Source organism: Paraburkholderia dipogonis, assembly GCF_042680985.1.
Taxonomy (GTDB): Bacteria; Pseudomonadota; Gammaproteobacteria; order Burkholderiales; family Burkholderiaceae; genus Paraburkholderia; species Paraburkholderia phytofirmans.
Genome location: NZ_JBHUFR010000018.1, coordinates 245,144 through 258,431, shown reverse-complemented (window position 1 = coordinate 258,431; position 13,288 = coordinate 245,144). Strand labels below are relative to the sequence as shown.

The 13,288-nt window shown below is 63.3% G+C and carries 12 protein-coding genes; all 12 read left to right on the top strand.

The window, feature by feature from the left end; translation table 11 throughout:
- Positions 1-47 precede the first annotated feature (47 nt).
- Complete coding sequence (pheA, locus tag ACFSNN_RS24805; protein ID WP_012433979.1) at positions 48-1,130, top strand: prephenate dehydratase; 1,083 nt, start codon at positions 48-50, stop codon at positions 1,128-1,130.
- Between the two features lie 77 nt (positions 1,131-1,207).
- On the top strand, positions 1,208-2,320 hold the full coding sequence (hisC, locus tag ACFSNN_RS24800; protein WP_134458121.1) for a histidinol-phosphate transaminase: 1,113 nt from the start codon (positions 1,208-1,210) through the stop codon (positions 2,318-2,320).
- A gap of 52 nt (positions 2,321-2,372) precedes the next feature.
- The gene (locus ACFSNN_RS24795; protein WP_134458122.1) at positions 2,373-3,314 is read left to right on the top strand and encodes a prephenate dehydrogenase; all 942 of its coding nucleotides are present in this window, start codon (positions 2,373-2,375) and stop codon (positions 3,312-3,314) included.
- Between the two features lie 19 nt (positions 3,315-3,333).
- Positions 3,334-4,638, top strand: a complete 1,305-nt coding sequence (gene aroA, locus ACFSNN_RS24790; RefSeq protein ID WP_134458123.1) for a 3-phosphoshikimate 1-carboxyvinyltransferase — start codon at positions 3,334-3,336, stop codon at positions 4,636-4,638.
- Positions 4,639-4,673: 35 nt separating this feature from the next.
- Positions 4,674-5,360 (top strand): (d)CMP kinase, encoded by a 687-nt coding sequence (gene cmk / locus ACFSNN_RS24785; protein ID WP_134458124.1) that lies wholly within the window; start codon positions 4,674-4,676, stop codon positions 5,358-5,360.
- A 164-nt stretch (positions 5,361-5,524) separates the two neighbouring features.
- A complete protein-coding gene (rpsA, locus tag ACFSNN_RS24780) occupies positions 5,525-7,258 on the top strand; it encodes a 30S ribosomal protein S1 (protein WP_012433974.1) in 1,734 nt (577 codons plus the stop codon).
- Between the two features lie 21 nt (positions 7,259-7,279).
- Positions 7,280-7,603 carry an integration host factor subunit beta gene (locus ACFSNN_RS24775; protein WP_012433973.1) on the top strand — a complete coding sequence of 108 codons (324 nt, stop codon included), beginning with the start codon at positions 7,280-7,282 and terminating at the stop codon, positions 7,601-7,603.
- A gap of 442 nt (positions 7,604-8,045) precedes the next feature.
- Positions 8,046-8,339, top strand: a complete 294-nt coding sequence (locus tag ACFSNN_RS24770; protein ID WP_012433972.1) for a LapA family protein — start codon at positions 8,046-8,048, stop codon at positions 8,337-8,339.
- Positions 8,340-8,407: 68 nt separating this feature from the next.
- Positions 8,408-9,583 carry a lipopolysaccharide assembly protein LapB gene (gene lapB / locus ACFSNN_RS24765; protein ID WP_106313802.1) on the top strand — a complete coding sequence of 392 codons (1,176 nt, stop codon included), beginning with the start codon at positions 8,408-8,410 and terminating at the stop codon, positions 9,581-9,583.
- Between the two features lie 150 nt (positions 9,584-9,733).
- Positions 9,734-11,137, top strand: a complete 1,404-nt coding sequence (locus ACFSNN_RS24760; RefSeq protein ID WP_134458125.1) for a UDP-glucose dehydrogenase family protein — start codon at positions 9,734-9,736, stop codon at positions 11,135-11,137.
- Positions 11,103-12,110, top strand: a complete 1,008-nt coding sequence (gene rfaE1, locus ACFSNN_RS24755; protein WP_134458126.1) for a D-glycero-beta-D-manno-heptose-7-phosphate kinase — start codon at positions 11,103-11,105, stop codon at positions 12,108-12,110. Before ACFSNN_RS24760 ends, rfaE1 begins: the two co-directional genes overlap by 35 nt.
- A 145-nt stretch (positions 12,111-12,255) precedes the next feature.
- A complete protein-coding gene (rfaD, locus tag ACFSNN_RS24750; RefSeq protein ID WP_134458127.1) occupies positions 12,256-13,248 on the top strand; it encodes an ADP-glyceromanno-heptose 6-epimerase in 993 nt (330 codons plus the stop codon).
- Positions 13,249-13,288 lie beyond the last annotated feature (40 nt).

The window sequence follows — 13,288 nt, the reverse complement described above, 5'->3', positions numbered from 1 at the left end:
TCCAGCACGCATTTGTGCAGCAGCTACCGGCAGGGCCGTTTTCACGCATGGACGACGAACTCAATACCCGACTCAAACCCCTTCGCGAACGCATCGACGCGCTCGACGCGCAATTGATCGCGCTTCTCAATCAGCGCGCCGCCGTGGCGCTCGAAGTGGGCGAAGTCAAGAAGCATTTCAACGCGCCGGTGTTTCGGCCCGAGCGTGAACAGCAAGTGATCGCGCGTTTGCAGGACATGAGCGAAGGGCCGCTCGCGAGCGAGCATATCAGCGCGATCTGGCGCGAGATCATGGCCGCGAGCCGCGCGCTCGAGAAAACCATCAAGGCCGCGTATCTCGGGCCGGTTGGCACGTATAGCGAACAGGCGATGCACGAGTACTTCGGTCAGTCGATCGAAGGCCTGCCCTGTCCGTCGATCGACGAAGTGTTCCGTTCGGTCGAAGCCGGCGCTGCGGAATTCGGCGTTGTGCCCGTCGAGAATTCGACCGAAGGCGCGGTGTCGCGCACGCTCGACCTGCTGCTGCAAACGCAACTTACGATCGGCGGCGAACTGGCTTTGCCGATTCATCACAATCTCTTGACGCTGAACGGCGGCCTCACCGGCGTGACGCGCGTGTGCGCGCATGCGCAGGCGCTTGCGCAGTGCCAACGCTGGCTGTCGACCAACGCGCCGCATCTCGAGCGCCAGGCGGTGTCGAGCAACGCCGAAGCGGCACGCATGGCGGCGGAAGATCCCACCGTGGCGGCGATCGCGGGCGATCGCGCTGCGACCCATTACGGCCTGCAAGTGGCGTATGCGCTGATCCAGGACGATCCGCACAACCGCACGCGCTTCGTGATGATCGGCAAGCAGCCGGCCGGCCCGAGCGGTTACGACCAGACGTCGCTGATCGTGTCGGTGGTGAACGAACCGGGCGCGATGGTCAAGCTGCTGGAGCCGCTGGCGCGTCACAGCGTGTCCATGACGCGTTTCGAATCGCGTCCGGCGCGCGTCGGCACGTGGGAGTACTACTTCTACATCGACGTCGAAGGCCATCGCGACGATCCGGCGGTTGCCGCCGCGCTCACCGAACTCGGCGAGAAGGCCGCGTTCCTGAAGATTCTGGGCTCGTATCCGCGCGCCCGGTAACGAAATTCAAGCGGCGGCGCGTGGCATCTTGCCGTGGCCGCCGCCATTCAATTACTCATAGTCGTTCGGAGATTCTCATGACAGCGTCTTTCGGTCCTTCCTACGTGCGCGCGATTGCGCCTTACATCGCAGGCAAACCGATTTCGGAAGTGGCCCGCGAGTTCGGTCTGGACGAAGCGACCATCGTGAAACTCGCGTCGAACGAAAATCCGCTCGGCATGCCGGAGTCGGCGCAACGCGCCATGGCGCAGGCCGCGAGCGAACTGGGCCGTTACCCGGACGCGAATGCGTTCGAGTTGAAGGCGGCGCTGAGCGAGCGCTACGGCGTGCCGGCCGAGTGGGTCACACTTGGTAACGGCAGCAACGACATCCTCGAAATCGCTGCCCACGCGTTTGTCGAAAAAGGCCAGTCAATCGTTTATGCGCAGTACTCATTCGCGGTTTACGCGCTGGCCACGCAAGGCTTGGGTGCACGCGCGATCGTCGTGCCGGCCGTTAAATATGGTCACGACCTCGACGCAATGCTTGCCGCCGTTACGGACGACACACGCCTGATTTTCGTCGCGAATCCGAACAACCCGACCGGCACGTTTATCGAAGGGTCCAGGCTCGAGGCGTTTCTCGACAAGGTGCCGCGCCACGTGGTCGTGGTGCTGGACGAGGCGTACACGGAATATCTGCCGCAAGAGAAGCGCTACGACTCGATCGCGTGGGTGCGTCGCTATCCGAATCTGCTGGTGTCGCGCACGTTCTCGAAGGCTTTCGGTCTTGCCGGTTTGCGCGTGGGTTTCGCGATCGCGCAACCTGAGCTGACCGATTTGCTGAATCGTGTGCGTCAGCCGTTCAACGTGAACACGCTCGCGCAAGCCGCGGCGATCGCCGCGCTGAACGACAAGGCGTTCCTGGAAAAGAGCGCCGCGCTGAACGCGCAGGGCTATCGCCGACTGACCGAAGCGTTCGACAAGCTCGGCCTGGAGTATGTACCGTCGGACGGCAACTTCGTGCTGGTGCGTGTCGGCAACGACGACGCGGCCGGCAACCGCGTCAACCTCGAATTGCTGAAGCAAGGTGTGATCGTGCGTCCGGTCGGCAACTACGGTTTGCTGCAGTGGCTGCGCATCACGATCGGCCTGCCGGAAGAAAACGAAGCATTTATCGCGGCGCTCGAAAAAACGCTCGCCGCCGCATAAGCGGTAACCCTTGACCCGCGCGCCTCGTCGGCATGAAAGGCGCGCTTTATCTGTGACCGACGTGGCCGCGTTCTCATTTAACAAGCTGGTAATTTTCGGTGTCGGCCTGATCGGCGGATCGCTTGCGCGCGCGTTGCGCGAACGTCGCGAGGCCGATGGCGCGCGCAAGGTGATCGGTGTGGGACGTTCAGCCGCATCGACTGAGCGCGCGCTGGAACTCGGCGTGATCGACGGTGCGGCGGCGCTGAACGACGACGCCGCGCTCAGTGACGCGCTTAAGGGCGCCGACTTCGTCCTGCTGGCTGCGCCGGTCGCGCAGACGCAGCCGCTGCTCGAACGCATCGCGCCGTTTCTCGATGCCGCGACGATCGTCACCGACGCCGGCAGCACCAAATCGGACGTGGTCGCCGCAGCCCGCGCAGCGCTCGGCGCGCGCATCGCCCAGTTCGTGCCGGGGCATCCGATTGCCGGCCGCGAGGCCAGCGGCGTGGAAGCGGCGCTGCCCGATCTGTATGTCGGCCGCAACGTGGTGTTGTGCCCGCTGCCTGAAAATGCGCCGGCAGACGTGGAACGCGTCGCGGCGATGTGGCGCGCTACCGGCGCGCTCGTGCGCGACATGGCGCCCGAGCAGCATGACCGCGTGCTTGCGTCGGTCAGCCATTTGCCGCACGTGCTCTCATTCGCGCTGGTCGAGCAGATTCTCAATTCGCCCGACGCCGCGCTGAAATTCTCGTTCGCCGCGGGCGGTTTCCGCGACTTCACGCGGATCGCCGCGTCGAGCCCGGAAATGTGGCGCGACGTGTGCGTCGCCAATCGCGTCGCGCTGCTCGACGAACTCGACGCCTACACGGCGGTGCTGGCGCGCTTGCGCGCCGCCATCGAAGCGGCCGACGGCGCCGCCCTCGAAGCCGTGTTCGCGCGCTCGCGCGTGGCGCGCACCGAATGGCAGGAACAGCGCGCGGCCGGCGTCGCGAACAGCGACGCGTCGAAATAACCGGAAACTGGACTCAATCATGGAATTCCTCGATCTCGGACCGTTTTCCCGCGCGTCCGGCACGATTCGTCTGCCTGGCTCGAAGAGCATTTCGAACCGGGTGCTGCTGCTCGCCGCGCTTGCCGAAGGCGAAACGACGATCACGAATCTGCTCGACTCCGACGACACCCGCGTGATGCTCGACGCGCTCGAAAAACTCGGCGTGCGTCTGAAGCGTGACGGCGACACCTGCGTCGTGACCGGCACGCGCGGCGCATTCACGGCGCGCACGGCCGATCTGTTTCTCGGCAACGCCGGCACGGCGGTGCGTCCGTTGACGGCAGCGCTGGCGGTCAACGGCGGCGACTACCGCATTCACGGCGTGCCGCGCATGCACGAGCGGCCGATCGGCGACTTGGTCGACGGCCTGCGCCAACTCGGCGCCAGGATCGACTACGAAGAGAACGAAGGCTATCCGCCGCTGCGCATCCGCCCCGGGCAAATCAACGCGGACGCGCCGATCACCGTGCGCGGCGACGTGTCGAGCCAGTTCCTGACCTCGCTGCTCATGACGCTGCCGCTTTTGCGCACCGAAAGCGGCGTAAGCACCGTGCAGGTGGACGGCGAGCTCATCTCGAAGCCCTACATCGAGATCACCATCAAGCTGATGGAGCGCTTTGGCATCAAGGTCGAGCGCCATGGCTGGCATCAGTTCGTGGTGCCGGCGGGGCAGCGGTATCAGTCGCCGGGCACGATCATGGTGGAAGGCGATGCGTCGTCCGCGTCGTATTTCCTCGCGGCCGGCGCGCTCGGCGGCGGGCCGCTGAGGGTGGAAGGCGTCGGCCGGGCCAGCATCCAGGGCGACGTCGGCTTTGCCGATGCGCTCATCAAGATGGGCGCGAACCTGCAGATGGGCGAAGACTGGATTGAAGTGCGCGGCGTCGGCCACGACAGCGGCAAGCTCGAGCCGATCGACATGGACTGCAACCTGATTCCCGATGCCGCCATGACGATCGCCGTCGCGGCGCTGTTCGCGGGCGGTGCGACCACGCTGCGCAATATCGCCAGCTGGCGCGTGAAGGAAACCGACCGGCTCGCCGCGATGGCGACCGAGCTTCGCAAGGTCGGCGCCAAGGTGCAGGAAGGCGAGGATTACCTCGTGATCGAACCGCCCGAAAAGCTGACTCCGAACGCCGCTATCGACACCTACGACGATCACCGTATGGCCATGTGCTTTTCGCTGGTGAGCCTCGGCGGCGTGCCGGTACGGATCAACGACCCGAAGTGCGTCGGCAAGACGTTTCCCGATTATTTCGAGCGCTTCACGGCGCTCGCTCAACCCTGATTCGATCCCGAATCGACTGACGTGCGACTTTTTCGATGAAACCGACCCGTCCCTTTCACCAGACGCCCGTCATTACGATCGACGGCCCGAGTGCCTCCGGCAAAGGCACCGTGGCCGCGCTGGTTGCCGCGAGCCTCGGCTTCCACTTGCTGGATAGCGGCGCGCTGTACCGTCTCGCTGCGCTCGCCAGCCTGCGCTACGACATTGCGGCGGACGATGCCGATGCCCTGACGAAGCTGATCGACGATCTGCACATCACGTTTCGCGAGGGATTGGCGCAGCTGGACGGCGTCGACGTATCGGCCGAAATTCGCGCCGAGGAAGTCGGCAGCCGCGCCTCCGCGATCGCCGTGCACGCGCCGGTGCGCACCGCGCTGGTGGCGCGTCAGCGGGCTTTCCGCAAGGAACCGGGACTGGTCGCCGACGGCCGCGACATGGGCACGGTGATCTTCCAGGACGCCGTGCTCAAGGTGTTCATGACCGCCAGCGTCGAGGCCCGCGCGGCGCGCCGGCATAAGCAATTGATCCAAAAAGGATTTTCTGCTAATATAGATGACTTGCTCCGGGATTTGCGTGAGCGCGATGAGCGTGACAGTCAGCGCGTAGCCGCGCCGCTCAAGCCCGCAGCGGATGCAAAGCTGCTTGATACCTCCGCATTGTCGGTCGACCAGGCGGTCGAGCAAGTGGTGCAGTGGTATGAAGCTTTAGTCCCGCATGCCTGACGAAAGTACGCGTTGTGCTTCAGGTGTGGGCGCAGTAGAAGTCGGTTGTCAGTAGGTGCTTTGCGATGGTCGCAAAGCGTTGTTTTAACCCTTTAACCCCGCGTGGCATTCGCTTTCTTGGCCGTTGTTGCTGACCATCCGGCCAGCCTGGCACCGCGAGAACCATGCAAATTTTGATTTTTATGTCCGACCTGCAAACCTCTACCCCGAATACCGAATCTTTTGCGGCTCTGTTCGAAGAGTCGCTGACCAAGCAAGACATGCGCGCCGGCGAAGTGATCTCCGCCGAAGTCGTGCGTGTTGACCACAACTTCGTGGTCGTCAACGCTGGTCTCAAGTCCGAAGCCTACATCCCGCTCGAAGAGTTCCTGAACGACGCGGGCGAGGTAGAAGTGCAGGCGGGCGACTTCGTTTCCGTCGCGATCGACGCGCTGGAAAACGGCTATGGCGACACGATCCTGTCGCGCGACAAGGCAAAGCGTCTGGCTTCGTGGCTGTCGCTGGAAAAGGCTCTCGACAACAACGAACTCGTGACCGGCACGATCACGGGCAAGGTCAAGGGCGGCATGACCGTCATGGTCAACGGCATCCGCGCATTCCTGCCGGGTTCGCTGGTCGACACGCGTCCGGTCAAGGACACGACCCCGTACGAAGGCAAGACGCTGGAATTCCGCGTCATCAAGCTCGACCGCAAGCGTAACAACGTCGTGCTGTCGCGCCGTGCCGTGATCGAAGCGACCCAAGGCGAAGAGCGCGCAAAGCTGCTCGAAACGCTGAAGGAAGGCGCGATCGTGGAAGGCGTGGTGAAGAACATCACCGATTACGGCGCGTTCGTGGACCTCGGCGGTATCGACGGCCTGCTGCACATCACCGACATCGCATGGCGTCGTGTGCGTCACCCGTCGGAAGTGCTGTCGGTTGGCCAGGAAGTCACCGCGAAGATCCTCAAGTTCGATCAAGAGAAGAACCGCGTTTCGCTGGGCATCAAGCAACTGGGCGACGATCCGTGGGAAGGCATTTCGCGCCGTTACCCGTCGGGCACGCGCCTGTTCGGTAAGGTCACCAACATCACCGACTACGGCGCATTCGTCGAAGTGGAATCGGGCATCGAAGGCCTGGTTCACGTGTCGGAAATGGACTGGACGAACAAGAACGTTGCACCGTCGAAGGTTGTGCAACTGGGCGACGAAGTCGAAGTCATGGTTCTGGAAATCGACGAAGACCGCCGCCGTATCAGCCTCGGCATGAAGCAATGCAAGCCGAACCCGTGGGACGACTTCAGCCGCAACTTCAAGAAGGGCGACAAGCTGCAAGGCGCAATCAAGTCGATCACCGACTTCGGCGTCTTCATCGGTCTGCCGGGCGGCATCGACGGTCTGGTTCACCTGTCGGACCTGTCGTGGTCGGAAACGGGCGAAGAAGCCGTTCGCAAGTACAAGAAGGGCGACGAAGTGGAAGCGATCGTTCTCGGCATCGACGTCGAGAAGGAACGCATTTCGCTGGGCATCAAGCAGCTCGAAGGCGACCCGTTCAGCAACTTCGTTGCAATGAACGACAAGGGTTCGATCGTCGACGGCGTGGTCAAGACGGTGGACGCGAAGGGTGCTGTGGTTCAGCTGTCGGCGGAAGTCGAAGGCTACCTGCGCGCTTCGGAAATCGCACAAGACCGCGTGGAAGATGCTCGCAACGTGCTGAAGGACGGCGACAAGGTCAACGCGATGATCATCAACATCGATCGCAAGTCGCGTGGCATCAACCTGTCGATCAAGGCCAAGGATTCGGCTGAGCAACAGGAAGCGATCCGCGGCCTGGCTTCGTCGGACTCGAGCTCGGCTGCCACCGGCACGACGAACCTCGGCGCGCTGTTGAAGGCCAAGCTCGACGGCCAGAACCAGTAAGCCTGAGAGGTCTGCTGCAGTATGACCAAATCGGAATTGGTCGCCCAGCTGGCTGCGCGATTTCCGCAACTTGTCCTTAAAGATGCGGATTTCGCGGTGAAGACGATGCTTGATGCGATGTCGGAGGCACTTGCCAACGGTCACCGTATCGAAATTCGCGGCTTCGGCAGCTTCGGCCTTAACCGCCGTCCCTCCCGCGTGGGGCGCAATCCCAAGTCGGGCGAGAAGGTGCTGGTACCTGAGAAGTACGTGCCGCACTTCAAGCCTGGCAAGGAATTGCGCGAACGGGTAGATCGTCGCGCGGGTGAGCCGTTGAAGGCCGAAGAGCCGGATGACGACCTGTAAATGCTTCGCTGTGCTGTTTGCAGCGTGGCATTGGCAGCGTCAGCGGCCAAAGCCAGTCGGCAAAAGACCAGAAAAAGCGCCTTCGGGCGCTTTTTTTTCGCCCATATGTTTGGCGTTTTGCGCCGCGGCGTTTTGCCCGGGGTCGACGCGTGGCCAGCAAGCGTGGCGTGCGAGCAGGCCGCCACGGCGATCCGCAGACAACCAGAATCAACGCTGTTCGCCAGCACCACCCACAAACAAATCCGCCGAACGCTAACCCGCCGCCGCCCCCGCCCACCACCCGCCCAAAACAAGCCAACCTCGCATAACCCGGAATCCCCCACTTCCTGCCCAGCCGCGAGGGCTTCAATTACAATACGGGTCACTTCGGCGCGGGCAACACCGTGGCGCGACGCGTCATCAAGCCGGCGTCACCCCGCAACTGCCGTCAAGAGACCTATTCATGAAATTTATCGTCTGGCTGATCCGTGTGCTGGTGTTCGTGCTGCTGCTGGTGCTGGCGCTCGCCAATACACAACCTGCTACGCTGAATTTCCTCGCCGGCTACGCATGGTCGGCGCCGTTGATCCTGATCGGCCTCGCGTTTTTCGTGGTGGGGCTGCTGGCCGGGCTGGTGTCGTCGATGCCGGCCATGCTGCGCTTGCGCATGGAAAATGGCCGGCTTAAGCGCGAGTTGCGGGTCGCGCGCGAAACCCCGGTCGTGGTCGAACAACCACCCATGCCGCCGTTGATCTGAATGCCTTCCGCCGCGCGCCTTGAGCGCGGCTTTCCGTTTTCGCTTTCCCGCACATTTGCATTAATCGCATGGATCTAGACTTCTGGTGGCTGCTCGTCATACCCGTCGCGTTCGCGTTCGGCTGGATGGCCGCGCGCTACGACCTCAAGACGCTGCTGTCCGAAAGCGCCAACCTGCCGCGTTCGTATTTTCGCGGCCTGAACTTCCTGCTTAACGAGCAACCCGACCAGGCAATCGACGCGTTCATCGAAGTGGTCAAGCTCGATCCGGAAACGGTCGAGTTGCACTTCGCGCTGGGCAATCTGTTCCGGCGCCGCGGCGAAACGGACCGCGCGATTCGCGTGCATCAGAACCTGTTGAGCCGCGCCGACCTGCCGGTCAGCGAGCGTGACCACGCACTCTACGAATTGGGGCAAGACTTCCTGAAAGCGGGCCTGCTCGATCGCGCGGAAGAAACATTCCGCTCGCTCGAAACCGGCGACTACGCGCTGGGCGCGCAGCGCGCGCTGCTCACCATCTACGAGATCGAGAAGGACTGGGTCAAGTCGATCGACACGGCCCGCCATCTGGAAACGATGGGCGCCGAGTCGCTGGACAAGGAAATCGCGCAGTTCCACTGCGAACTCGCGCAGGAAGCGCTACAACAGAAAAAGCCGGACGAAGCCCGCCGCCAGCTCGGCTTCGCGCTGAAGGCGAACCCGACCAACGTACGCGCCACGATCCTGTTCGGCGACGTCGATGCGGCTGGCGGCGCGCAGGAAGCGGCCATCGCCCAATGGCGCCGGGTGGAGGAGCAGAATCCGGCCTATCTGCCGCTGGTCGCGGAAAAGTTGATGAAGGCCTACGAGGCGCTCGGCCGCCCGCAAGATGGCGCCGATTTGCTCACCACGTGGGTGGACCGCTATCCGACCAACGACCTGCTCGACGTTGCCTATCAGCACGTCGCATCATTGCGCGGACCTGACGCCGCCCACGCGCTGGCGCGTTCGCAAATGCAGAAGTCGCCGAATCTGGCGGGCATGACGCGGCTGCTCGAAGCGCAGGAAGCCGTCGCGGAAGAACCGCGGCGCAGCGAACTTGAGCTGATGCGCACGCTGATCCGCCAGCGCACCAAAAATCTGCCACGGTATACATGCCAGAATTGCGGTTTCAGGGCGCGGCTTTTCTACTGGCAGTGCCCGGGTTGCAGCGGTTGGGAAACCTATGCGCCGCGCCGCGTCGAGCCGATTACCGCATCGAACTGATGCTCGGGCGGCCACGCTGGCTCCGGCCGTGCGGCTTGGCCGTCGCCGGGCGCGGCAGGGCAAGTGCGCATGTGCGCATGCCTATCGCAAGATGTTCATGACCGGCTTCATCGCCGGGAATCCTCACCGGAACCTTCTACCGGAAAGCGTATGAAAATCACCATTATCGGCACGGGCTATGTGGGTCTCGTCACTGGCGCGTGTCTCGCCGAGATCGGTCACGACGTTTTCTGTCTGGACGTCGATCCGCGCAAGATCGAAATCCTCAACAACGGTGGCGTGCCTATTCACGAGCCGGGCCTGCAGGAAATGATCGCCCGCACGCGCGCAGCGCGCCGCATCACGTTTTCCACGGATGTCGAAGCCAGCGTCGCGCACGGCGACGTGCAGTTCATCGCCGTCGGCACGCCGCCGGACGAAGACGGCTCGGCCGATCTGCAATACGTGCTCGAAGCGGCCCGCAACATCGGCCGCACGATGAACGGCTTCAAGGTAATCGTCGACAAGTCGACGGTGCCGGTCGGTACCGCGCAGCGCGTACGCACGGTGGTCGAGGAAGAACTGGCTAAACGCGGGCTCGCCGCCAGCGCGCAGCATCGCTTCTCGGTGGTATCCAACCCCGAGTTCCTGAAGGAAGGCGCGGCGGTCGACGACTTCATGCGCCCCGACCGCATCGTGATCGGCATCGACGAAGACGAACCCGGCATGCGCGCGCGCGAATTGATGAAGCGTCTATACGCGCCGTTCAACCGCAATCACGAACGCACGCTGTACATGGACGTGCGCTCGGCCGAATTCACGAAATATGCCGCCAACGCCATGTTGGCCACGCGCATTTCGTTCATGAACGAGATGTCGAATCTGGCGGACCGCGTCGGTGCGGATATTGAAGCGGTGCGCCGCGGGATCGGCTCGGATCCGCGAATCGGCTATCACTTCCTGTACGCCGGCTGCGGCTACGGCGGTTCATGCTTCCCGAAAGACGTGCAGGCGCTGATCCGCACGGCTAGCGAGAGCGGCCACAATCTGCGCATCCTCGAAGCGGTCGAGGAAGTGAACCACAAGCAGAAAGACGTGCTGGTACACAAGATCACCGGCAAGCTCGGCGACGACCTGAGCGGCCGCACGTTCGCCGTATGGGGCCTCGCCTTCAAGCCGAATACCGATGACATGCGCGAGGCGCCGAGCCGTCGTCTGATTGCGGAACTGCTGGCGCGCGGCGCCCAGGTGCGCGCGTACGATCCGGTTGCGGTGACCGAGGCACGCCGCGTGTTCGCCATGGATCTGCACGACGCGCCGGACCAGTTCGCGCGTCTGACCTTCACGACCACGCAGGACGAAACGCTCACGGGCGCCGACGCCCTCGTGATCGTGACCGAATGGAAAGAATTCAAGAGCCCGGATTTCGTTCATTTGAAATCGGTGCTGAAGTCGCCGCTGATTTTCGACGGCCGCAACCTGTATGAACCGGACGCGATGACCGAGCTCGGCATCGACTACCACTCGATTGGACGCCCTTATGCCCAACCCTCTGAACTTCCGGCCGTTGCCTGAGACCGTGCCCGGCGCCACGCCGGCCACGCCCGCGCCACAACTCACGGTGGTCCCGCGCGAACAGCTCGCCGCGGCACGCGTGCTGGTGGTGGGCGACGTCATGCTCGATCGCTACTGGTTCGGCGACGTGAACCGCATCTCGCCGGAAGCGCCCGTGCCGGTCGTGCACGTGCAGCGTCAGGAAGACCGTCTCGGCGGCGCGGCGAACGTTGCGCGCAATGCGGTCGCGCTCGGCGCGCAAGCCGGCTTGCTGTGCGTGGTCGGCCATGACGAACCCGGCGAGCGCATCGTGCAGCTGCTCGACGAAAGCGGCGTGAAGCCGCATCTCGAACGCGATCCGGCGCTGCTCACCACGATCAAGCTGCGTGTGCTGTCGCGCCAGCAACAGTTGCTGCGCGTCGACTTCGAAAACTCGCCGGCGCACGAAGTGCTGCTCGCGGGTCTCGCCCGGTTCGACGAACTGCTGCCGTCGCACGACGTGATTCTCATGTCCGACTACGCGAAGGGCGGCCTGACCCACGTCACGCAGATGATCGCGAAAGCGCACGCGGCGGGCAAGCCGGTGCTGGTCGATCCGAAGGGCGACGACTGGGAACGCTATCGCGGCGCGACGCTGATCACGCCGAACCGCGCCGAGTTGCGGGAAGTGGTCGGCCAGTGGAAATCCGAAGAAGATCTGATCGCGCGCGTGACGAAGCTGCGCGCCGATCTGCAGTTCAAGGCGCTGCTGCTGACGCGTTCGGAAGAGGGCATGACGCTCTTCTCGGACGACGGCATCCTGCACGCGTCGGCGGTTGCGCGCGAAGTGTATGATGTCTCGGGCGCGGGCGACACCGTGATCGCCACGCTCGCCGCCATGCTCGGCGCGGGTCTCACGCTGGTCGAGGCGGTCGGGCTCGCGAATCGCGCGGCCGGCATCGTGGTCGGCAAACTCGGCACCGCCACCGTCGATTACGACGAACTTTTTCACTGATGCGGCGCGCCGGGTCCCTCGCTGTGCCTCTGTGAACGGCGTGCAAAAGGGATTCGCGCGGCGTCGACTGAACCTGTCGATCGGAGCGGGCGCCACGCGCTGACTCCGATCCAATGCCAAGCTCACTATCGCAGGATCATCAATCATGACCCTCATCGTCACCGGCGCGGCCGGTTTTATCGGCAGCAATCTCGTGAAGGCGCTCAACGAGCGCGGTGAACAACGCATCATCGCCGTGGACAATCTCACGCGCGCGGACAAGTTCAAGAACCTCGTCGACTGCGAGATCGACGACTACCTCGACAAGACCGAGTTCGTCGAGCGCCTCAAGCGCGGCGACTTCGGCAAGGTACGCGCTATTTTCCACGAAGGCGCCTGTTCGGACACGATGGAAACCGACGGCCGCTACATGATGGACAACAACTTCCGCTACAGCCGCGAGGTGCTCGACGTCTGCCTCGCGCAGAACATCCAGTTCCTGTACGCGTCCTCGGCGGCGACGTACGGCGGGTCGAGCCGCTTCGTCGAAGAGCGCGAAGTCGAGCAGCCGCTGAACGTGTACGGCTACTCGAAGTTCCTGTTCGACCAGGTGATCCGCCGCGTGCTGCCTACCGCGAAGAGCCAGATCGCGGGCTTTCGTTACTTCAACGTCTACGGGCCGCGTGAAACGCATAAGGCGCGCATGGCGTCGGTGGCGTTTCACAACTTCAACCAGTTCCGCGCCGAGGGCAAGGTCAAGCTGTTCGGCGAATACAACGGCTACGCCGCGGGCGAGCAGACGCGCGATTTCGTTTCGGTGGAAGACGTGGTCAAGGTCAACCTTTTCTTCTTCGATAATCCGGACAAGTCGGGCATCTTCAATCTGGGCAGCGGCCGCGCGCAACCGTTCAACGACATCGCCAGCACGGTGGTCAACACGCTGCGCTCGCTGAACAACGAACCGGCGCTCTCGCTCGCGGATCAGGTGCAGCGCGGGCTGATCGAATACATTCCGTTCCCCGACGCGCTGCGCGGCAAGTACCAGTGCTTTACGCAGGCCGATCAGTCGAAGCTGCGCGCGGCCGGCTACGACGCGCCGTTCCTGAGCGTGCAGGAAGGTGTCGACCGTTACGTGCGTTGGCTATTCGGCCAGGTGTAAATAATTCGGATCCCTCTTTAAACTGGAATCTCCCGGTTGG